Source organism: Nocardia sp. XZ_19_385, from assembly GCF_015355755.1.
Lineage (GTDB): Bacteria > Actinomycetota > Actinomycetes > Mycobacteriales > Mycobacteriaceae > Nocardia.
Genome location: NZ_JACVEE010000001.1, coordinates 280,015 through 300,994, shown reverse-complemented (window position 1 = coordinate 300,994; position 20,980 = coordinate 280,015). Strand labels below are relative to the sequence as shown.

Sequence of the window (20,980 nt, the reverse complement as noted above, 5' to 3'; positions counted from 1 at the left end):
GTGAGTTCGCCGCACCGGCTGCTGAGGTGTGCCTCCGCCCGGTGTGCCGGCTCCGGTACGGCATATTGTCGCGCGTTGTTCGAGAACGGCGGGTGATCTCAGGCCTCGGAGTCTCGGTCCAGGAGGGCGAGTAGGTCGTATTCGACTTCCGCGATCCGGCGGCCGATGGCGGCGGATTCCACCGTGCGCTCGGCTCCGGACCGGAATCCCTGTGCGCGGCACAGGAATTCACCTGCCAGGACCAAGGTGTTCAGGACCTCGCCGAAGTGCACGAGGCGCTCGTCGATGCGGGTGCCGCCGGCGGCCTGGTAGGCGGCGAAGAAGTCGGCGCGCGAACCGATGCCGGTGAACTCCTGGTCGTCGGCGCCGAAGCGCCAGGAGCGCAGGCAGGCGAAGCCGAGATCGATGACGGGGTCACCGATGTGCGCGAATTCCCAGTCGAACACGGCTTGCAGACCGTCGGGGCCGACGGCGTAGTTGCCGGTGCGAAAGTCGCCGTGCACCAACCGCATCGGACGCGGGCCGATGCTCGGCAGGCGGTCGCGGCACCAGCGCAGCCCGGCTTCCAGCGCGGGGCGGGCCGGGCCGCCGCGATCGAGCAGATCGCGGACGAGGTCGAGTTGCCCCGCGAGCGGGCGCTGCGGCAAGAACGGCAGCTCGGCGGCGGTGCAGGAGTGAATGCGGGCTAGGGCCGCACCCAACTGCCGGACCAGACGCGGACGCACCTCCTCGAGGGTGGTGCTGCGAATGAGTACCCAGGGCCGGGTTTCGCCGTCGACGCGTTCCATGAGGAAGCAGTCGTCGAGCACGTCACCGGGCTGCGGAGCGGCCACTGGCCGCGGCACGGGGATGTTCGCGGTGTGCAGGTGGCGCAGCAGGGCGAATTCCCCGGCGCGGTCCAGGGCGTCCTTGCGGCCGACGAACTCGTCCGGGTTCTGAGTGCGGTCGCGGCGCAGGATCAGCGGATGCCGGGTGCCCTCGGCGTCGAGGACGTCGAAGGACCAGGTTTCGCGGGCCGCGCCGCCGGTGAGCCGTCGCAGGTCGAGCACGGTGAGCGGACCGGTCAGCTGCGGGGCGAGGACTTCGGTGAGGTCGCGCGCGAGCAATGTTGTGTCGGTGGGCATTTCAGCGGGACTCGGTGCGCGTGTACTCGGGGTTGGCGATGCGCAACCGTTCGGCAGCCGAGGCGCGCAGGTAGGCGAGGGTGGGCTCCCAGTCGACCGGGGCGGGATCCCGGAGCCGTTGCACCAGCGTCTGTTCCAGCTCCGAATAGGAACCGTCGGTGCCGAGCAGCCGCCGCAGCCGATGCTCGTCGGCCAACCGGATCCCGGCACCCATTTCGATCTCACGCTTGGCGATCAGCAAAAGGTCTGCGGCAATGCGGGTTTCGAAAGCGACCGAGCCGTGCAGCGCGGACCGGGTGCGCTTCGTCAGATACCACGCGACGCCCTGCAGCACCGCGATCTGCCCGATCGGCAAGCCGCGCACCAGTTTCAGCAGCCCCGCCGCCGCCAGGGCTTCCACACCGCGCGCCCCCGGTAACGCGGCCCGGGTGTGCTCGGCGATATGCCGGGCGACCACGTCGATGAGATCCTCGGCGGCGGGCAGGTCCTGCGGCATGCGTGCTCCTATTCCGGCCAGGCCCTGGGATCACCGCCCCGAGTCTGGCGGGGGTGGCGGCGATCAGTTCCTCGGCGATGCGGCGCGGCTGCACTTCGTCCGCGCCTCGGTGATCCGGTAGCGGCGATGCCTACGGTAGATGTGTTCGAACGTCATGTGGCGCGAATGGCTCGGGTCATCGGCCGGACCAACGTGGTTCGCGACGTTCCAGAAAGGCCGTGATCCCTTCGCGGGTGTCCTCGGAGGCAAGCGTGGTGAGCATGGCTTGTTCGGTGATGTGCCAGGCGGTTTCGTCGTCGGTGGAATTACTGCGCTCCACCGCGATGAGACTTTCCCGCACCGAGATCGGGGCGTTGCGGCAGATCCGATGCGCCAACTCGGTCGCGGTCTTCAGGACAGTGCCCTCCTCGGCCAAGGCGTTGACGAACCCCACCTGGTAGGCCCGTTCGGCGGGCAGCGGATCGCCGGTGAGCAGCATTTCCTTGGCGATGTTCAGCGGCAGCGCGCGCTGGGTGCGGAACAGCCCGCCGCAGGTCGCGATCACACCGCGGCGCACCTCCGGGAGGCCGAATTTGGCGTTGCGCGCGGCCACCACGAGATCACAGGCCAGCACTACTTCCATGCCGCCGCCGAAAGCGAAACCTTCCACGGCGGCGATCAGCGGCTTGCTGCGATGCCGCCGGATGATGCCGTACTCGCCGCCGCGTTCGGTGTGCGCGCCGGATCCGGCGGCCAGGTCGGTGCCCGCCGAAAAGCCCTGTCCCACACCGGTCAGCACGCCCGCCCAGATTTCCGGATCGTCCTCCAGCTCGTTGAGCGCGCGATCCAAACCCTCGGTCATCGCCGAGTCGAAGGCGTTGCGCTTCTCCGGACGGTTGAGGCGGATCACGGCGACCCGGCCTGCCTTCTCGTATTCGACTGTCATCGCGAGCTTTCTGGTCGATGGATGCTGACCCGGTCATCCTGCCCCGGCGCGATCGGTGGCTCAGGAGCGCAGCCCCGGCAGCCGGCGCTTGCCACGCGCGGCCATGCCCTGCAGCAGCGAGATCACGGCGCGGGTCCGCACCTTCGAGGCCGGGAACCAGGTGACCTCGGATTTCTGCGTGGGAATGCGGGGGACCGTGATCGCTTGCTGGCGGCAGTATTTGCGGATACCGGCCGCGCCGCCCCAGCGGGCGCCGATGCCGGATTGTTTCCAGCCGCCCATCGGCAGGGCGAAGCTGAACATGTTGGCGAAGGAGTCGTTGACGTTGACCGCTCCCGCTTCCAATCGCCGCGCGACCTGCGCGCCGCGCTGTTTGTCCCCGGTCCAGACGGTGGCCGACAGCCCGTAGATGGAGTCGTTGGCGAGCCGGACCGCTTCGTCCTCGTCGGCGACCTTCATCACCGGAATGGTGGGGCCGAAGGTTTCCTCGGTCACGCACGACATGCTGTGGTCGACGTCGACGAGCACCGTGGGTTCGAAGAATGTGCCGGTGCCGGTCGACTTTCCGCCGACGGTGGTGCGGGCGCCCGCGGCGAGCGCCTCGTCGACGTGGCGCTGCACGATGTCGCGCTGCGCCGGAGTCGCCATGGCGCCGACGTCGGCGCTGTAGGGCTGGGCGTCGTCGCCTTGGCGGAGCGCGGCGACCCGTTCGGTGAGTTTGGCGACGAACTCGTCGTAGACCGGCTCCTCGACGTAGACGCGTTCGATGGAGATGCAGACCTGACCGGCATTGAACATGGCGCCGTAGGCGATGCCGTTGGCGGCGCGGTCCAGGTCGGCGTCGGCCAGCACGATGGCCGGGTCCTTGCCGCCGAGTTCGAGGCTGCACGGGATGAGGCGGTCACCGCAGGCGGCGGCGATCTTGCGGCCGGTGCGGGTGGAGCCGGTGAACTGGATGTAGTCGGCGGTTTCGACCACCGCGTGCCCGGTGTTGCCCGATCCGGTGACAACTGAGAAGACCGGGGGCGCACCGATTTCGGCCCAGCCGCGGGCGATCTCGACGGCACTGAGCGGGGTCACCTCGGAGGGCTTGACCAGGACCGCGGCGCCGGCCATGAGCGCGGGCAGAGCGTCGAAGAAGATGTTGAGCAGCGGGAAGTTCCACGGCGTGATGACGCCGACCACCGGATAGGGGCGGTAGCAGGTGGTGAGCTGTTTGGTTTTGCCCAGCAGGTTGTGCGGTTTCGGATGGTCGTCGGCGAGGAACCGGGCGGCGTTGTTGGCCCAGTACTTCATCAGGTCGACCGCGGCGGGGACCTCGATATCGGCTGTCGCGCGCGGTTTCCCGGTCTCGGAGCGCACTACCTCCGACAGCCGGGCGGAATTGTCGATCAGCCAATCCTGCCAGGCCAGCAACCATTTCCGGCGCCCCGCGGGGCCGATTTCCTCCCAGGCGGGCTGCGCCGTTCGCAGGGCGCGGGCGGCCGCGTCGACGGCGTCCCGGTCCTGATCGGGGACTTCGCCGACGACTGTGCCGTCTGCGGGGTTACGGACCTGGATGGAGTGGGCACCGTGCACGGTGGTCATCGCAGACCTCCACTGTCGCTGATTGTTTCGGGCTGGCTCTATGCTCTCCCACCCGCGCGGTCCCCGGCCTGCTTTTCGCGGGGGCGAACGCGCCGGGAGCATAAATAGACAACAGTGTTCGTAGACCGCTATGGTCGTGCCATGACGAAGTTCGACGGCAAGAGCTGCCTGATCACCGGGGCGGCCGGCGGCCTGGGCCGCAGCATCGCGCAAGCGGCCGCCGCCAAGGGGGCGGCACTGGTACTCACCGACATCGATGACGACGGCCTGCAGCGTACCGCCGCCGACCTGCGCGCGGCCGGAGCGACAGTGCATCTGGCCGAAGCCGCCGACGTCAGCGATCACGCCGCGGTCGTCGCGCTCGCGGCGAAGGTGCATGCCGAACTGCCCAGCGTCGACATCGTGATGAACGTGGCGGGCATCGCGACCTGGGGCACCGTCGAACGCCTCACCCATCAGCAGTGGCGGCGCACCATCGATATCGACCTGATGGGCCCGATTCACGTGATCGAGGAATTCCTGCCGCCGATGATCGCGGCCGGGCGTGGCGGGCACCTGGTCAACGTGTCCTCGGCCGCGGGTTTGTTCGGCCTGCCGTGGCACGCGCCCTACAGCGCGGGCAAATTCGGGTTGCGCGGGGTCTCGGAGGTGCTGCGGTTCGATCTGCGCCGTCACAAGATCGGCGTCAGCCTGGTGTGCCCGGGCGCGATGGCCACACCCATGGTGGACCGGGTCGATATCGCGGGCGTCGACCGCGAAGCCGAGGCGGTGCAGAAGGCGATGGGGTTGTTCGTGCGGCACGCGGTGACGCCGGATGCGGCGGCCAAGACTGTCGTGCGGGGCGTGGAGCGCAACCGGTACATGGTGTTCACCTCGCCCGATATCCGGGTCGGTTATTACGCGCAGCGGTATCTCCCGGTGACCTACAACTTGGCGATGCGGGGCATGAACTGGGGCATGCATCGGGTCCTGGATAAAGCCGAACTCGACAAGCCGGGTGTTGTGCGCGCACCATAGGCAGGCATCTGAGACAGTTGTCGCGAAGGGTCGTCATGGGTCAGCCGTTGTCCACCACCGCCGGTACCGCCGCACCGGATGCGCGTTTCGACATCGGGCCGGTGAAATACCCGAAACTGTTCGGGCGCAATACCGTTCCGATCGCCATGTCCGACGGTGCGGTGCTCACCGCGGATATTCTGCGTCCCGGCGACCGTTCCGGCCCGACCGCCGAACCATTGCCCGCGATCATCAACTTCACCGCCTACAACAAGATGCTGAACCGGCACGGCATGCGGTTCCACACCGTGCTGCGCCGCCTGGCCGCGCGTCTGGAGCCGTCCGACCGCACCCGTATGACCGCCCGGGATGTGCTGCGCACGCCCGCCGGTGGGGTCCTGGAGCCCTTCGCTATCAACCGCACCGCCGTCTCGCGCGGCTACGTCGGCCTGATGGTGGACGTGCGCGGCACCGGAAGCTCCACCGGCACTTGGGATTTCTTCAGCCCACGGGAGCAGCGGGACTATCTCGAAGTGGTGCGGTGGGTGCGCGAACAGCCGTGGTGCAACGGCGATGTCGCGGTGCAGGGCCTGTCCTACGGCGCCATCGCGGCCCTGCTCACCGCGGGGCAGCAGGCCGAGGGTGTGAAGGCGTGCTTCGCGATCGAGGCGGGTGAGAACCCGGTGCGCGAACTCGGGCTCACCGGCGGGGTGCCGACGCCGGGCATCATCGTCTGGATGCTCGCGGTCAACGGCGGCAAATGGCTGCCGGCCTGGCCCGGCCTGCTGCGCGCCGGGATCGCCGGAAAGTTCCTGCGGGACCGGACGATCGGTAGCACCGGCTGGCTCGGCCGGGCGCTGCGGCTGGCGTTCACCGCGGACCACGAGGACGGGTACCTGAACCCGATGTGGGCGGCCCGGCTCTGTAAATACGAGGACATCACCGTCCCGACCTGGATCCACGGCGGCTGGCACGATGTCTACAACCGGTCCAATTTCCGTCTCTACGACCGTATCCCGGTGTCCGGTGGCCCGAAGCAGGTGCTCGTCGACGACTCCTATCATCTGACGCCCGGCTCCGGTTTCGGCGACGCGGGCAATCCGCAGGCGCTCGACGAATTGCAATGCGCGTTCTTCGACAAGTGGGTCAAGGGCATCGACAACGGCATCGACGGCTACGGCCCGATCACCGTGCGCCGCCAGGGCGACGGCGTATGGGTGCGCCGCGACAGCTTCCCGGACCCCGCGGCGCGCGTGCGCAGGCTCTACCTGACCGGCGAAAGCACCGGCACCGCAGCGCATTCCGCCGGTGACGCGGGACTGGCGGAGAGTCCGGTCGACGTCGAATACCGCATGCCACTACCCGCCGTGCGCGGCAGCGCGGCCTCCAACAACACCGCGGTGATGAGCATGGGCGTGTCCCTGCTGTTCGGTCGTGCATTCGGCAACGACGACCGCCGCAACGAAGCCGCCGCGGTCACCTTCACCAGCGACCCCTTCGCCGCCGACACCGTGCTCACCGGCCCGATGAACCTGCACCTGCGCGCCGAAGCCGACGGCACCGACGCCTTCTGGGCTGTCACCGTGTGCGCCGTGCACCCCGACGGCGCCTCGGTGCCCCTCACCCGCGGGGCGCTCCTATCGTCGTTGCGCGCAACCGATCCCGGCCAGAGCGACTACGTCGACGGCGAACTCCTCTTTCCCATGCACACCCTCACCGCCGATAGCGCCGCGCCGCTGACCCCGGGCGTGCCGTTCGACATCGACATCGAAATCAACCCCACCGAGGCGCTCCTGCGCGCCGGCCATCGCCTCCGCGTCTCGGTGAGTCGCAGCAGCTTCCCCCGGCACTTCATCGCACCCTGGAAGAAGCGCCAGATCCGCGGGCAGGCAATCGTTCTCGATCCCGCACACCCCAGCTACCTGAGCCTGCTGACGGCTCAGAAGTAGCGGGCGCCGCCGCTCCTTCCCGGCGGCCGCCCGTGATCACCGGGGCCGCGGTGGCGAGCGCCCGGCAACCCCGAGTCGAGCCGACATCGCCTGCCGATTAATAGGGCGGCGCGGGGCTGGCGGCTGACGTACTATCGCGGCGTAGACACCGGCCGGGATTTGAAGGGGGGACGGTGTGAGACCTCGCCTACCAGCGGCGGTACGCAATGCGGCATTGTGGCTGCGGCGCTTCGCCGCGACTACGCCAGGCGCGATCGGCGTCGTCGTACTCGTCGTCGTCACGTTGTGCCTGCTCGCCGGGTTCACCAGCGCGAATCAGCTGAGCGGCAAGATATCCCGGCACGAGTCGGCGCTGGATCGCACCGAACCGCTGGCCTACGCCGCCCAGAACCTCTACGTCTCGCTCTCGGCCGCCGATGCCGCCGCCGCGGAGGCTTTCCTCTCCGGCGGTATCGAAGCCCCCGATGTGCGGGTCCGCTACCAGACGGCGCTGGCCGACGCGGCCGCCGCGCTGGCCGACGCCACCGTGGGCGCCAACGATAAGCAAACCCGGTTGATCGTCGCCCGGATCAGCGCCGAATTGCCCGCCTACACCGGGCTTGTCGAGACGGCGCGCGCCAACAACCGGCAGGGTTTCCCGGTCGGGTCAGCCTATCTGCGCGAAGCCTCGGCGCTCATGCAGGATTCGCTGCTGAAGAACGCCGAGAAGCTCAGCACCGACCGATTCGCCGCGGTCAACGCCGAGCAGGGCCGGATCGGCGCACTGCCATGGGCCAGCCTCGCATTGCTGCTGCTGGTCCTGATCGCCTGTGGTGCAGGGTCATACGTGCTGCTCGAGCGCACCAACCGCCGGTTCAACGTCGGGCTCGCCGTGGCCGCGGGCGCGACGGCGCTGGCGATGATCTGGGTGGTGGTCGCGACCACGCTGGCCGGATCCGCACTCGACGGCGGCGAGGCCGGAGCCGCCAAGCGCTTCGAAACCCTCGCCGAAGCCCGGATTCTGGCGCAGCAGGCGCGCACCGCCGAGACGCTGCAGCTGATCACCCGCGGTGACATCGCCGAGGGCGAGGAAACCTTCACCCAGCACACCACCGCGCTGCGGGACCGGCTCACCGCGGTCACGGGCGCCGAATCCGATGCCTCGCAACGATTCCAGAGCTGGACCACCGGGCATCGCAAACAGGTCGAGGCCTATCAGGCGGCGAAGTTCACCGAGGCGGTGGACCAGGCCATCGGCCGCGGCGCCGAAACCTCGGCCACCAAATTCGCCAGCCTGGACGAGTCCCTGCGGCAAGAGCTCACCCGGGTCCGCGGTGAGCTGCGCGGCGGTGTCGACTCCGCCGGCGACGCCCTGTCCTACAGTCCCTCGGCCACACTACTTTTGATGCTTTTCGCGGCCGCGGCGGTCATCATCGGACTGTGGCCGCGTGTGAAGGAGTTCCTGTGAGGACCCGCGCCTGGGCGCCGCTGCTGGGTGTGGCGCTGCTGCTCGCCGGCTGCGGGGCCGACTCCTCGGTACCGGAGACGACCACGGTGGCCTTGGTGAATCCCACACCGCCGGAACTGACTCCGATCACCTCCGCGCCGCAAGCCGAGGGGGAGTGCGATGCCGAAACCAGCCTGACCCCGAAGGCGCTGCCGCAGCCGGGCGCGATGCCCGCCGGTTCCCCGATGGCGGGGATCGTGGCCAACGGCCGGGTCCGGATCGGCGTCGACCAGAACACCTACCTGTTCGGGTTCCGCAACCCGAACACCGGTGAACTCGAAGGCTTCGACATCGAGGTCGCGCGCGAGATCGCCTACAGCCTCTTCGGCGATCGCTCCAAGGTCGAATTGCGATCGGTGACCGCCGCCGAACGCATCACAGCCCTGCGCGACCGGCAGGTCGACCTGATCGTGCGCACCTTCTCCGCGACCTGCCAGCGCCGCCGCGATGTCGACTTCTCCGGTGTGTACTACCGTGCGACGCAACGCATCGCGGCGCCCAAGAACTCCGGCATCAAGGGCAGCGCCGACCTGGCCGGCAAACGGGTGTGCGTCGCCAGCGGCACCACCGCCGCGGGCCCGCTGTTCACCCTGCCGATCCGCCTGACGGTGCTCGGTGTGACCAACTGGACCGACTGCCTGGCCGCGCTGCAACAGGGCCATGTCGACGCGATCAGCGCCGACGAGCCGATCCTGCACGGCCTGGTCGCACAGGACCGCAACCTGGCGGTGCTCGGCGACCCGATCGGCAGCGGCGCCTACGCGGTCGGCATCGCCAAGAACAACCCCGACCTGGTCCGCTTCGTCAACGGCGTGATCGAACGCCTGCGCGTCGACGGCAGCTGGGAAAGCATCTACGCCAAGCATCTGTCGCAGCTGGGCCCCTCCCCGGGCCCGCCCGCCACCCGGTACAGCGAGTGAGGGCCGCCGCCATGCTGCCGCTCAGCGTCGCCGAGATCGATCGCGAATTATCCGACCGCACACAGCAATTCGACACCATCACCAGCACCTTGCTGGAGCTGGACAACCATCCCGGGCTGATCCTGATCCGCCATTTCCCGCCGGCCGGACTGACCGCGCAGCGCTGGCAGCCGGTGCGGCAGGCGCTGGATCTGATGTGGGAGGACCACGGCCGGATGAAGGCCATCCTGGATCGGGCGCGCACCCTGCGCGGCACCCGCGGCCGGGTCGACGACCGCGCGCGGGTCGAGCTGACGCAGTTGCTGCGCGGCCGCCCGCACGAGGCCGGGCGCACGCCGATCCCGATGGCGCAGCGCTCGCTCACCGGTCCCAGCGAACACGTGCTGTTCGTCGGATTGGCCGATACTTTGGACCGTATGCGCGCCACCTTCCCGCGGATCGCCGAGTTCCTCGACGGGGTCGACGCGGTCAACAGCCGGGTGGCTTCGGGGTTGGGCCCGCTGCAGGCGCAGGTGGAGCTCGCCAAGGGTGTGACACCGGAATTCCGTGCCATCGCAGCCGACATCGACGCGCTGATGCGGCGCGCAGGCACCGATCCACTTTCGCTGACCACCGCGGAGATCGACGCGCGTATCGCCGAGATCGGCGCGGCGGTGCGCAAGCAGTCGACGGTGCTCACCGAGCTGAACGCTATCACCGCGGAGTGGCCCGCGGCCGTCGCCGAGACCAGGCGGCGGTGGGAGTTGTTGCGGCAGGCCAGAGATCGGGCCGCGCAGGTGAAAGCCGATGCCGAACGCCGCATCCTCACCGCGCCGCTGCCCACGCGTTCGGACCCGACTCCACTGCTTGGTTCCGAATTATCCAAGCTGGCAAGCGATTCCGGTCCAGCGGTGGCGCTGCTCGGCCTGCGCACCCGGATCGCCCACGCCACGGACGCCGCGAACGCCGACGCAGCCCTCGCCCAGGGCTTGCTGGACCGGCGCGCCGAACTGCACGGACGCCTGGGCGGCTATCAAGCCAAGGCCGCGCGGCTGGGCGTCAGCGAGGACCGGGAAGTGCTGGCCGCCTATCAGATCGCGGCCGGGCTGCTCACTCGTAAGCCCTGCGATCTGGCGGCGGTCACCCGTGCCGTCGCCGACTATCAGCACCTGATCGGGGAGAAGAAAGCGGGGAGGACGCGATGACCTGCACCGAGCCCGGTTGCGGCGGCGCCATCGAGGATGGTTACTGCGACCGCTGCGGCACCGCGCCCTCCGAGGCGAAAACCCAGGAGTCGGCCGAACAGCCACCGACCCAACCCACCGAAGGCCAGTCCTGCACCGAACCCGGTTGCACCGGAAGCATTTCCGAGGGCTACTGCGACGTCTGCGGCGCCGCGCCGAGTCAGCCCACGACGTCGTCTGCGGCGATGCCGACGACCGAAGCCTCGACCGGCACCGGCCGCTCCGCTCGTTCGGTGCGCACCGGCCGCTCCTCGTCGAGCCAGAGCAAACGCGGCGGCCTCGGCGGCGGTCTGGTGGAGATGCCACGCCAGCCGAAGGTGAACCCGCTCGGCGCCATCCTGACCAATCCGCAAGTCGCCGAGGACAAACGGTTCTGCGGCAGCTGCGGTCGCGCGGTCGGGCGCAGCCGTGACGGCCGCCCGGGCCGCAGCGAGGGCTTCTGCCCGCACTGCGGCACCAAGTTCTCCTTCACCCCGAAGCTCGTCGCCGGGGATCGGGTCGGCGGCCAGTACGAGGTGAAAGGCTGTATCGCCCACGGCGGTTTCGGCTGGATCTATCTGGCCGTGGACCACAATGTCGGCAACCGCTGGGTGGTGCTCAAGGGTCTGCTGAACTCCGGTGACGAGGACGCCATGAAGGCGGCGCTGGCGGAGAAGCGGTTCCTGGCCGAGGTCGAGCACCCCAGCATCGTCAAGATCTTCAACTTCGTCGAGCACGTCGGCGACGACGGTATCGCGGTCGGCTACATCGTGATGGAATACGTCGGCGGCACTTCGCTCAAGCAGATCCTGCGCCGCCACCGCGACACCGAGGGCGGGCATCTGCCGCCGCCGCAGGCCATCGCCTACATGCTGGGCATGCTGCCCGCGCTGGGTTATCTGCACGCCAACGGCCTGGCCTACTGTGATTTCAAGCCCGACAACGTGATCCAGTCCGAGGACCATCTCAAGCTGATCGACCTCGGCGCGGTCATCGCGATGGACGACGAGTCGAGCCCCATCTACGGCACACCCGGCTACCAGGCTCCGGAAATCGCCGAGACCGGGCCGACGGTGGCCACCGAGATCTACACCGTCGGGCGCACGCTGGCCGTGCTGATGCTGCGGCTGGGTTTGCACAACGGCATTCTCGGGCCGCTGCCCGACCCCGCCGAGGAACCGCTGCTGGCGAAATACGACTCGCTGCACCGATTCCTGCTGCGCGCCACCGACACCGAAGCCGACGCGCGCTTCCCCTCCACCGAGGAGATGACCGATCAGCTGACCGGTGTGCTGCGCGAGGTGCTGGCCACCGATGACGGCGTGCCCCGCCCGGGCATGTCGGCGTTCTTCGGGCCACCCCGCGCGGTCTTCGGCATCGGCGCGGACACGGTCATCGAATCCGCCGATATCATTGCGGCACTGCCGGTTCCGCTGGTCGACCCGAGCGACAGCGGCGCCCCGCTGCTGGCCACCACCGGCGGCACCTCACCCGCGGAACTGGAACCTGCGCTCAACGCCGGGCTGCAGGCCGTGGTCACCACGGGTGAGAAATCGGTGGAGATCCCGTTGCGGCTGGTCCGCGCCGCCCTCGACATCGGTGACCACGACGACGCGTTCCGCCGCATCGACGACCTGGCCACCGCCCTACCGGGCGACTGGCGGCTGGCCTGGTATCGCGGCCAGGCTCGGCTGCTGGCCGCCGACTTCCGGGGCGCCTACGGTGAATTCGACGCCGTCTACGCCGCGCTGCCCGGTGAACCCGCCCCGAAACTCGCGCTGGCGGCGGTCGCCGAACTCGCGGTGCACGCCGCCGCGGGCCGCCGCGACACCAACGGATCCGGTGCGGCGGAAGGCGATTCGCAGATGGCGGGGGTGCCCGCGGATCGCTTCCAGGCTGCCCGCTACTACGAACTGGTGTGGCGCACCGATCACGCGTTCGTCAGCGCCGCCTTCGGCTTGGCCCGGCTGCGCCGGCACGGCGGCGACCGCGACGGGGCGGTGGCCGTGCTCGACGAGGTCGAAGCCTCCTCCTCGCTCTACACCGAGGCCCGGATCGCCGCTGTCGCAACGATTCTCGCCGATCGCGGCCCCGACGATCTGTCCGAGCCGGTGCTGCGCGAAGCGGGGGACCGCGTGCAGGCCCTCACCATCGAGTCCACTCGCCGCCGCGCCCAGGTACGAATGCAGGTGCTCGACGCCGCCCTCGCCTGGCTGACCGCGGGCAAAACTCCCGCCAGCCATACGCCGCTGCTCGGCGCACCCTTCGATCTGGAAGGCGTACGCACCGGCCTGGAACGCTGCTACCGCGACCTGGCACGCGAAACACCCGATATGTGGGCACGTTTCGAGATGGTCGACCGCGCCAACCGCGTCCGACCGAGAACCACACTATGAACGCCGAGCGGCCGCCCGACGCGGCTCCCACCCACCCGTCCCTGCCCGACTCGATCCCCACTGTGAGCGCCGAATTGAACCCGACCACCGCGGGCACCGTGCCTACCGAGCCTCTGCCCATCCCTGCGGAACGGCAGCGCACCACCGCCTGCCCCAACTGTCAGGCCCCGGTGGGTGTCAAAGATCGCTACTGCGAGGAATGCGGGCAGGAGATCGGTGCGCGCCGGGTCGCGCTGCCGCGGCCGGTGGACGAAGCGGGCACGCCGGCCGGGCCGTCGAGTTGCGAGAGCTGTGGCGGGCAAGACCACGACAGTGACGGCTACTGCCGTGGTTGTGGCCAATTGCGTACTCAGCCAGACCGTTTCGAGGCCGACCTGGGCGCGGTGTATGTCGCCACCGATCGCGGGCTGAGCCATGCGCGCAACGAGGACTCGGTCGCCGCGGCGGTCATCGACGGGCCCGGCGGTATTCCCGGCACCACCGTGATCGTGGTGAGCGACGGTGTGTCCTCCTCGGAAGACCCGCAGGCGGCCTCCGGAGCCGCCGTGCGCGCGGGCGTCGACGGCTGCCTGAGCGCCCTCGCCGACGGCGACTCGCCGGAGGAGGCCGTCTACGCCGGACTTCTCGCCGCCATCGAGGCGGTCCGGGCCACCGCCAAACCCAACGGTCACGCACCCTCCTGCACCTATGTCTCGGCGATCGTCCGGGGTTACGGCACCGGCGAATTCGAGATCGCGCACGCCAATATCGGTGACAGCCGGGCCTATTGGCTGCGCACCGAATCGTCGGCGTCGGTCTGCCGGCCCTCCCAGAAGCTCACCAAGGACGACTCCTACGCCCAGACCCTCGTCGACCTCGGCACCGACGAAGCAACGGCCATGCAGCATCCGCGCGCCCATCACCTGATGCGCTGGCTGGGAGCCGATTCCGGTGCCGAACCCACCGCCGACAGCTGTGTCGGCACCTTCACCACCACGGGCCCCGGCGTGCTGCTGCTGTGCAGCGACGGCCTGTGGAACTACCGGCCCGGCGCGAACGACCTGGCCGTCATCGCGACCGCGGCCGAACGGATGCCCGCCGCCCGCGAACTCGTCGAATTCGCGTTGCGCAGCGGCGGGCGCGACAACATCACCGTCGCACTGGCACCCATCACCTGAGCTATCCAGCAGGAGCACACTGTGGAAAACCAAGGCATTTCGGTAGCCGTCGACCAGAACGAGTATCTGGCCGAAGGCGCGGACACGGTCGACGCCATCGTCACCGTCGAAGCGGGAGCGGATTTCGTCGCCGCCGAGCCGCCCCCGGAGCGGGTCGAGATCCTCATCATCGACTGTTCCGGTTCGATGGCGACCGGCCGCAAGTTCCAGGGCGCCCGTGAGGCCACCCTGGCCGCGCTCGACGTGCTGCCCGAAGGCACCCGCTTCGCCATCATCGAGGGCACCGCCAAGGCGCGCTTGATCTTTCCCAAAGACGAGCCCTCGCTGCCCGCGACGCGGCAGAACGTGGCCGCGGCCCGCCGGCAACTGGACAAGCTGCGACCGTCCGGGGGGACCGCGATGGGGACCTGGCTCGGGCTGGCCCGCCAGCTCGCCAAGAAGCACGAGGGCGCGATGGTGCACGCCATTCTGCTCACCGACGGCAAGAACGAGCACGAGGAACCCGAAACCCTCGAAGCCGAGATCAAACTGTCCGAAGGCCTGTTCACCTGCGACTGCCGGGGAGTCGGCGCAGACTACGTGGTCAAGGAAATGCAGCTGATCTCCAACGCGCTGCACGGCAGCACCGACGTGGTCGAGCAGGGCGAGGAGCTCGCGGCCGACTTCACCGCCATGATGCAGAGTTCGCTGGCCAAGGCGATTCCCGAACTGAGACTTCGGGTTTGGACGCCGGCGGGGGCCACGGTCAACTATGTCAAACAGGTCAGTCCGGCAGTCCTCGACCTGACCGGCCTACAGGTGGAGAACAGCCCGCAGGTGCGGGACTTCCCGCTCGGCTCCTGGGGTGCGGAGGAACGCGAATACCACCTGCAGGTGCGCCTGGAACCCGCGCCGCCCGGCCGGGAGAAGGCCGCCGCGCGAGTTACCGTCTTCGCCGGTGATCAGGAGGTCGGCAAGGGGCTGGTGCGTGCGGTGTGGACCGAGGACACCCAGCTCTCGGCCCGGATCAGCGAGCGCGTCGCCAAATACACCGATCAGGCCGAACTCGCCCAGGTGGTGCAGGAAGGCTTGGACGCCCGCAAGAGCGGCGACGTCGACACCGCCACCGCCAAACTGCGCCGCGCCGTGGAACTGGCCACCCAGGCCGGTAACGCCGAAACCGCGAAGCTGCTCCGCAATGTTGTCGACGTCGAGCGCGACGGCACCGTCCGGCTGCGCACCAAGGTCGAGGCGTTCGACGAAAAAGCCCTCGAGGCCCGCTCGGTCAAGACCGTCCGGATCCCGCCGAAGAAGTCCTGATGGTTATCTGTCCCGACGGGCACTCCTCGGAATCGACCGATTATTGCGACGAGTGCGGCACCCAGATCGGGCAGCCGTCGCATGCCGCAACCCCGACGGCGGCGGCCTGCCCGGAATGCGGCACTCCGAGCGCCGGCAGCCGGTTTTGCGAAGGGTGCGGCCACGACTTCGTGCTGGGCACGCCCGCCCAGCCGCCCGCCGCATCTACCTTGATCGACCCGGCTCCGACACTGGTGGGCCAGCCCGCGGTATTCGAGCCTCCGCCCGAACCCACCCCGGTCCCGCAGCTCGCCTGGGTCGCCACCATCACTGCCGACCGCGCCTTCTACGAGCGCGTCCAGGCCCGCAAAGGACCCGACGCCGACCAGGTCGCTTTCCCCGCCTACTTCCCGGAACGCCGAATCACCTTGCACGGCAGCGACATCCTGATCGGTAAACACAGCGTCTCGCAGGGCGTGAACCCCGACATCGACCTCGGCATCCCACCCGCCGACGCCGGCGTCTCCCGCGCCCACGCCACGCTGCACCTGACCGAGGACACCGCGACCATCACCGATCTCGGCTCCACCAACGGCACCAGCCTCAACGACGCTGAAACTGATATTCCGAAGAACACCGCAGTACCGGTACACGCAGGCGACCGGATCCATCTGGGAGCCTGGACAACCATCACCCTCAGCCGCGGCTGACGGCCACCTGGTGGGGCTCTCCTCCGGTAGGGCCTACGTCATCGCCGCAGGTGATGGCGGTGCGACGGACAAGGGAGCATAGTGAGAAGTCTCAGAGAAAGGGACTTGCCATGCCCGAGTTCATGGATGTGCATACGACGATGCAGGGAGTTACTCCCGAAGCCCTGACCGAAGCCCACAACGCCGACCTGGCGATCCAGGACGACGAGCACGTGAACTTCAAACACGCCTGGGCAGACCCCGAGTCGGGGATGGTCTTCTGCCTGTCCGAGGCGCCCAGTGCCGAAGCGGTGCAGCGGATCCATCAGCGCGCGGGACACCCCGCCGACAACATCTACCAGGTGCCGGTCCAGGCTTGACCGCACCGGCCGGCAACCGGTTTACAACAAAAAATCAATCACCTAGCCGTGCTTGGTGCGGGCGGTCAGGTCGTCCAGCAGGATCATCAGCTCGCCGGTCTGCTTGGTGACTGCCATCAGGCGGATCTTCAGGCCCTTGAGGTTGGCGCCGTCGATCGGGGCGTCGAGCTGGTGCTTGACGTGCTGCCATTCGGCGCTGGCGGTGACCTTGCCCAGTTGCACTTCGTGGATGGAGCCCTCGGTGCTGCCGAGGCTGGCGAAGATCCGGATCGAGGCGTGCGGTGAGCGCACCCAGAGGTTCAGTGCCTCCAGCTGCCCGGGGACCGCGAAGGATTCACCGGATTTGGTGACGAGGTCGACCTCGAGGTCGTCGGCGGCCGACTTGATCAGCAGCACCAGGGCGCGGTGGTCGGCGCCGGCACGGCCGTCGATGTAGGCCCGGAGTTCCTTGTTGGGAGCGCCTTCGGCGAACGTGGTGAGGTGACTGCGGCCGGCGCCGGCGCCGGCGACGTCCCAGTTGTCCTTGTTTTCGAAGTCGTCCAGGAGCACCTCGACCGAGGTTTCCGACATCCCCGCTGTCCCTTCGTTCGCTCGGCGACCGGACATGCTCCGGCGCTTGGGTGTAACCCTACAATCACGACAGGGGCTGGGCGTTGCGGGCGGTGAGCAGCGCGGTCATCTGGCCGGTCTCGTTGCCCTGCTCGTTCACCATGTCCAGCGCCACTCGTTTGACCGCGGCGTTCGAGCCGGTGTTGAAGGCGGCCTGGGCCATATCGATGCCGCCGTGATGGTGGCGAATCATCAACTGCAGGAACAGGATTTCGGCCTCGGCGCCGCGCAGTCCGGCCAGGGTGGTGATTTCGGCGACGGAGGCCATGCCGGGCATCGGTGCGCCGCCGTGGTCGTGCTGTCCTTGCATCCAGCGCATCGGCGTCGCGGTGGTCAGCGGCAGCTCGAAAAGCTGTAGCCAGCCGCGCAGCTGGGCGATCTCGCCGGTCTGGGCGAGCACGATGCGTTCGGCGATGCCGCGGATCTGCGGGCTCGCGCCGGCGGGCAAGGTGCGCGAGAGCAGCACCGCCTGTTCGTGGTGCACCGCCATGTCCTGGGCGAAGCCGATATCCACCGGCGACAGCACCGGCCCGGGAGCGCTCGGCGACGGCGGGTGCAGCCAAAAGCCCAGCGCCCCACCGACTATCAGGCACACCGCCGCGAGCAGCAGCTGCTTACGCGCCAACGGTCGGCTCCTGATCGGCGGGCGGGGTGTAGACGTTGTTGTCCAGTTCGAAGATCAGGAATCCGTTGTCGCTGCAGGTGGTCCAGATCTGCGTGCCCCGGAACACCGGCGGTGACAGGCACATGTCGGCGGACATGTCGTTCTTGGTGACCATGCCCGAGCGCGGTCCGAGCGCCTGGCCTGGTTGCAGTTTGCCGTTGAGCATTTCGCGGGCCAGCGGCACGAAATTCCAGACCGGCACGCCGATGAAAGCCAGGTCGGAGTTGACCGAATTGGGTAGTGCACCACCGGATACGGGTCGCGGCGCTGGATGGCGCTGATGTCGAGAATGTTGATCCCGTTCTGGATCGACAGATACATCTTGGTGCCGTCGGGGCTGATCCCGAACCCGTGGGCGGTCAGCGACTGCAGCCCGTGCCAGATGACGCGCGGATTCGACGGATCGCTGACATCGATGGCCGTGACCAGGCCGGGGCTGGTGCTGGTGGCCCAGTAGGTGTTGCCGTCGGGGGAGAAGCCGCCCTCGTGCGACAGGAACGGCAGCGGCATCGTCAGGTCGGTGCCGGGCCCGGGGTTCAGCAAGCGTGGATGCGCGCAGTCGGAGATGTCGTAGATGGAGAAGTAGGCGGTGCCGGTCGTGATGGGAACGGCGGTGGCGGCCAGCAGTTTTCGCGCGTGGTTGACCTTGAGGCTCTCCCACGTCCCGCCGAGCATGGCGGGTTCGTCGAGGCTGGCGGTCTGCACCGGGTTCGCCGGGTCGGACGCATCGATGACGTGCACGCCCGGCGCGGCGCTGTTCAGCAGGTTCCCGGGAAAGAAGGTACCGGTGTAGGAGCAGTGGTCATAGACCGCCGACAGCGTCCCGCCGCCCTGCTGCTGCAATCCACCCACGAACGAGGTGTTGCAGCGATATCCGGCGGTGCTGCGCCCATTGAGCCGATCCTCGGCCGGAACATCGCCCTGCACACCGGTTTCCGGCAGCGAACCGGGCCCGCACTCCGCCCGCGGCACCGCGTTCTGCTCGATCTCGGGCCAGTTGTACACCGCCGCACCGGCCGAGCCGGGTGGCAGCGCCGTGAACGAAACAGCCAGTGCCACAGCGGCAGTCAGCATCGACAGTCGAGCCACAGAGCCCCTCCCAGAGTCACGTGTCGCAGATCCGCCGCACCACTGGGCAACCCCTCCTGGGCGGCAGATCTAGAACACGTTACAACTGGGCGGGCGTTCCTGAGGCAATTACAGCAATTCTGTCTTCCCGCATCAGGCGACCCGCGAGTCAGTGCATCGGCCGCGGCACCACCCGCGGCGAAAGGCCCTTGGTCGCAGGGCCTTCCAGGACCGTGCCATCGGGTGCGAAGCGCGACCCGTGCAACGGGCAATCCCAGGACATCTCCACGTCGTTCCAGCGCACGATGCCGCCCAGATGCGGGCACACCGCGGAGACCTCGGTGGTGGTGCCGTCGACGGTGCAGACCGCGGACGGGCTCAGGCCATGCCGTTCGACCTTCCCGCAGCCCTCTTCGGGCGCGGTGCCGGGCCCGCCGGACAGCCGCAGCAACCAGCCGCTGCCCATCTGTTGCGCCACTCCGGCATTGGCTTTCAGCGCCGAGAACCAGCCCTTCAATTCCGCGGGCCGCCAGGTTTCGAACACTCCGGACCAGGCCGGTGGCTTGCCGGTGCGCCGCCCGGCCAGCGCCAGCGCGGCCGCGGTGCCGTTGGTCAGGCCCCACTTGGCGAAGCCGGTGGCCACGGTGATCCGATCCTGGCCCGGCAGCAGCGGCCCCGCGTAGGGGAGTTCGCCGATCGGATGGTGGTCCTGGGCTGACCAGCTGTAGAGCGGTTCCGCGCCGGGGAACCACCGCTTGGTCCAGTCGACCAGGGCCTCGACATGGGTTTTCGCCGAATCCGTCCGCCCGACGCCGTGCGCGTTGCCGCCGACGACGAGTACGTTACCGTCGGGGGTCGGCGCGTAGCGCAGCGATTTCGTGGGCTGGCCGGCGCTGATGAACATCTCGCGCGGAATCGGTTGCGGCACACGGTAAGCGGTCAGATAGGAGCGTTCCGCCTCGAGCCGGGCGAAGAAGCCGCCGCGGTCGAGGATCGGCATGGCCGTGGCCAGCACCACCGAGTGGGCGGCGAGGTCGCCGTGCTCGGTGTCGATGATCAGGTCACCGTCGGGTCCGCTGCGCACACCGTGGGCGCGGGTGGATTCGTAGATCGGCGCGGTGTAGGCCTCCACCTGCGCGGCCAGCGCGGCGATCAGCGCCATCGGGTCGACCTGTACCTGATCGTCGAGCCGGACCGCGCCATGCACCGGGAACGGCACCTCGAGATCGCCCACCAGCTCGGTGGGCAGGCCTGCCCGCTGGGTCGCCTCGTACTCGGCACGCACCTGCTTCATTTCCCCGGCGGTCTGCGCGTAGGTGAGCGCGGGCTCGCGCTGGTGGTCGACGTTGTGTTCCTCGCAGAACCGCACCAGCCACTGCTGGGCGTCGCGATTGGCCTCGACGTAGCGAGTCAGGGTGCTGATCGAGTGCATCCGGGCGATCTTCTGCGCCCGCGTCCCCTGCAGCAGACTGACCTTCCCGGTATTCAGCCCACTGGCCGCGGCACCGACCCGGCGGGCCTCGAGGACCGCCACTTGGACGCCGTTTTCGGCCAGCAGCAGCGCGGTCACCAGGCCGGTGATCCCGCCCCCGATCACGACGGTGTCGAACCGGAGTCCCGGAGTGAGCCGCAGCCGGGCCGGCACCTCGGCGTCTTTCGTCCATAGTGACGTCATAGGCGGGAGATAGCCGATCGGGTGGTACCGAAACCTGTCCGGAAATCTCGCCGCGGCTGATTGAGCCCGGTTACGGCGGGTAGACGGCAAGTGTCCACCTGATAACCGAATTTCGGAGGTAGATATATCGTGACCGAGCGTAAGAGCGGTCCCCAGGAAGGCTTCGAAGGCACCGTCGAGGGCGTGAAGGGTAAGGCCAAAGAGGCCGCCGGAACCGTTTTCGGACGTGACGATGTCCGCGAAGAAGGCCGCGCCCAGCAGGACAAGGCCGAATCCCAGCGCGAAGCCGCCAAGAAGGAAGCAGCCGCCGAGAAAGCACGTGCGGAAGCAGGCGTCGACGAAAAGCGTCAGCGCGCACACCAGCAGGACTAGTCCTTGA

18 protein-coding genes and 2 pseudogenes are annotated in these 20,980 nt (G+C 68.6%); 11 read left to right on the top strand and 9 right to left on the bottom strand.

All coding sequences use genetic code 11. The features are described 5' to 3' along the window. Positions 1-98: 98 nt before the first annotated feature. The 5 genes and pseudogenes from IBX22_RS01180 to IBX22_RS01165 all read right to left on the bottom strand — a co-directional run bounded on the left by IBX22_RS01180 (position 99) and on the right by IBX22_RS01165 (position 4,132). Positions 99-1,124 carry a phosphotransferase family protein gene (locus IBX22_RS01180; RefSeq protein WP_194813525.1) on the bottom strand — a complete coding sequence of 342 codons (1,026 nt, stop codon included), beginning with the start codon at positions 1,122-1,124 and terminating at the stop codon, positions 99-101. 1 nt (position 1,125) lies between these two features. Further along, the gene (locus IBX22_RS01175) at positions 1,126-1,620 is read right to left on the bottom strand and encodes a DUF6285 domain-containing protein (protein WP_194815791.1); all 495 of its coding nucleotides are present in this window, start codon (positions 1,618-1,620) and stop codon (positions 1,126-1,128) included. 64 nt (positions 1,621-1,684) lie between these two features. Beyond that, a pseudogene (locus tag IBX22_RS38460) lies at positions 1,685-1,788 on the bottom strand (acyl-CoA dehydrogenase family protein); the annotation flags it as partial. A gap of 7 nt (positions 1,789-1,795) precedes the next feature. Beyond that, on the bottom strand, positions 1,796-2,545 hold the full coding sequence (locus tag IBX22_RS01170; RefSeq protein WP_194813524.1) for a crotonase/enoyl-CoA hydratase family protein: 750 nt from the start codon (positions 2,543-2,545) through the stop codon (positions 1,796-1,798). A gap of 60 nt (positions 2,546-2,605) precedes the next feature. After that, a complete protein-coding gene (locus tag IBX22_RS01165) occupies positions 2,606-4,132 on the bottom strand; it encodes an aldehyde dehydrogenase family protein (RefSeq protein ID WP_194813523.1) in 1,527 nt (508 codons plus the stop codon). Positions 4,133-4,273: 141 nt separating this feature from the next. Between IBX22_RS01165 and IBX22_RS01160 the strand changes: the two genes are divergently transcribed. The 10 genes from IBX22_RS01160 (at position 4,274) to IBX22_RS01115 (ending at position 16,585) form a co-directional block, all read left to right on the top strand. Continuing rightward, positions 4,274-5,149, top strand: a complete 876-nt coding sequence (locus tag IBX22_RS01160) for an SDR family oxidoreductase (RefSeq protein ID WP_194813522.1) — start codon at positions 4,274-4,276, stop codon at positions 5,147-5,149. A 35-nt stretch (positions 5,150-5,184) separates the two neighbouring features. Beyond that, positions 5,185-7,077: a CocE/NonD family hydrolase gene (locus IBX22_RS01155; RefSeq protein WP_194813521.1), complete on the top strand. Its 1,893-nt coding sequence runs from the start codon at positions 5,185-5,187 to the stop codon at positions 7,075-7,077. A 175-nt stretch (positions 7,078-7,252) separates the two neighbouring features. Next, entirely contained in the window at positions 7,253-8,524 is a 1,272-nt protein-coding gene (locus tag IBX22_RS01150) for a hypothetical protein (RefSeq protein ID WP_309234372.1), read from the top strand. Continuing rightward, positions 8,521-9,483, top strand: coding sequence for a glutamate ABC transporter substrate-binding protein (locus IBX22_RS01145; RefSeq protein ID WP_194813520.1), 963 nt, complete (start codon positions 8,521-8,523; stop codon positions 9,481-9,483). Before IBX22_RS01150 ends, IBX22_RS01145 begins: the two co-directional genes overlap by 4 nt. Beyond that, positions 9,480-10,667, top strand: coding sequence for a hypothetical protein (locus IBX22_RS01140; protein ID WP_309234371.1), 1,188 nt, complete (start codon positions 9,480-9,482; stop codon positions 10,665-10,667). Before IBX22_RS01145 ends, IBX22_RS01140 begins: the two co-directional genes overlap by 4 nt. After that, complete coding sequence (locus IBX22_RS01135; RefSeq protein WP_194813519.1) at positions 10,664-13,081, top strand: serine/threonine-protein kinase; 2,418 nt, start codon at positions 10,664-10,666, stop codon at positions 13,079-13,081. The genes IBX22_RS01140 and IBX22_RS01135 overlap by 4 nt, the downstream gene beginning before the upstream one ends. Continuing rightward, complete coding sequence (locus tag IBX22_RS01130) at positions 13,078-14,238, top strand: protein phosphatase 2C domain-containing protein (RefSeq protein ID WP_194813518.1); 1,161 nt, start codon at positions 13,078-13,080, stop codon at positions 14,236-14,238. Before IBX22_RS01135 ends, IBX22_RS01130 begins: the two co-directional genes overlap by 4 nt. A gap of 21 nt (positions 14,239-14,259) precedes the next feature. Then, positions 14,260-15,537: a VWA domain-containing protein gene (locus IBX22_RS01125; RefSeq protein WP_309234370.1), complete on the top strand. Its 1,278-nt coding sequence runs from the start codon at positions 14,260-14,262 to the stop codon at positions 15,535-15,537. Then, positions 15,537-16,226 (top strand): FHA domain-containing protein, encoded by a 690-nt coding sequence (locus IBX22_RS01120; protein ID WP_194813517.1) that lies wholly within the window; start codon positions 15,537-15,539, stop codon positions 16,224-16,226. Before IBX22_RS01125 ends, IBX22_RS01120 begins: the two co-directional genes overlap by 1 nt. 110 nt (positions 16,227-16,336) lie before the next feature. Further along, entirely contained in the window at positions 16,337-16,585 is a 249-nt protein-coding gene (locus IBX22_RS01115) for an SCO4226 family nickel-binding protein (protein WP_194813516.1), read from the top strand. 42 nt (positions 16,586-16,627) lie between these two features. On the opposite strand, the gene IBX22_RS01110 is transcribed toward IBX22_RS01115, so the two are convergent. The 4 genes and pseudogenes from IBX22_RS01110 to IBX22_RS01095 form a co-directional block, all read right to left on the bottom strand. Then, entirely contained in the window at positions 16,628-17,155 is a 528-nt protein-coding gene (locus IBX22_RS01110; protein WP_194813515.1) for a hypothetical protein, read from the bottom strand. 64 nt (positions 17,156-17,219) lie between these two features. Further along, positions 17,220-17,819 carry a DUF305 domain-containing protein gene (locus IBX22_RS01105; protein WP_228538121.1) on the bottom strand — a complete coding sequence of 200 codons (600 nt, stop codon included), beginning with the start codon at positions 17,817-17,819 and terminating at the stop codon, positions 17,220-17,222. Continuing rightward, positions 17,809-18,932: pseudogene (locus IBX22_RS01100) on the bottom strand (hypothetical protein). Before IBX22_RS01100 ends, IBX22_RS01105 begins: the two are co-directional and overlap by 11 nt. Positions 18,933-19,095: 163 nt before the next feature. After that, positions 19,096-20,601: an FAD-dependent oxidoreductase gene (locus IBX22_RS01095; protein WP_194813514.1), complete on the bottom strand. Its 1,506-nt coding sequence runs from the start codon at positions 20,599-20,601 to the stop codon at positions 19,096-19,098. Positions 20,602-20,730: 129 nt separating this feature from the next. On the opposite strand from IBX22_RS01095, the gene IBX22_RS01090 reads away from it, so the two are divergent. Beyond that, positions 20,731-20,973, top strand: a complete 243-nt coding sequence (locus IBX22_RS01090) for a CsbD family protein (protein WP_194813513.1) — start codon at positions 20,731-20,733, stop codon at positions 20,971-20,973. Positions 20,974-20,980 lie beyond the last annotated feature (7 nt).

Excerpts from the sequence above, each read along its gene's own strand:
- IBX22_RS01180 (WP_194813525.1), bottom strand. The coding sequence starts at position 1,124 with ATGCCCACCGACACAACATTGCTCGCGCGCGACCTCACCGAAGTCCTC.
- IBX22_RS01175 (WP_194815791.1), bottom strand. The coding sequence starts at position 1,620 with ATGCCGCAGGACCTGCCCGCCGCCGAGGATCTCATCGACGTGGTCGCC.
- IBX22_RS01170 (WP_194813524.1), bottom strand. The coding sequence starts at position 2,545 with ATGACAGTCGAATACGAGAAGGCAGGCCGGGTCGCCGTGATCCGCCTC.
- IBX22_RS01165 (WP_194813523.1), bottom strand. The coding sequence starts at position 4,132 with ATGACCACCGTGCACGGTGCCCACTCCATCCAGGTCCGTAACCCCGCA.
- IBX22_RS01160 (WP_194813522.1), top strand. The coding sequence starts at position 4,274 with ATGACGAAGTTCGACGGCAAGAGCTGCCTGATCACCGGGGCGGCCGGC.
- IBX22_RS01155 (WP_194813521.1), top strand. The coding sequence starts at position 5,185 with ATGGGTCAGCCGTTGTCCACCACCGCCGGTACCGCCGCACCGGATGCG.
- IBX22_RS01135 (WP_194813519.1), top strand. The coding sequence starts at position 10,664 with ATGACCTGCACCGAGCCCGGTTGCGGCGGCGCCATCGAGGATGGTTAC.
- IBX22_RS01130 (WP_194813518.1), top strand. The coding sequence starts at position 13,078 with ATGAACGCCGAGCGGCCGCCCGACGCGGCTCCCACCCACCCGTCCCTG.
- IBX22_RS01120 (WP_194813517.1), top strand. The coding sequence starts at position 15,537 with ATGGTTATCTGTCCCGACGGGCACTCCTCGGAATCGACCGATTATTGC.
- IBX22_RS01115 (WP_194813516.1), top strand. The coding sequence starts at position 16,337 with ATGCCCGAGTTCATGGATGTGCATACGACGATGCAGGGAGTTACTCCC.
- IBX22_RS01110 (WP_194813515.1), bottom strand. The coding sequence starts at position 17,155 with ATGTCGGAAACCTCGGTCGAGGTGCTCCTGGACGACTTCGAAAACAAG.
- IBX22_RS01095 (WP_194813514.1), bottom strand. The coding sequence starts at position 20,601 with ATGACGTCACTATGGACGAAAGACGCCGAGGTGCCGGCCCGGCTGCGG.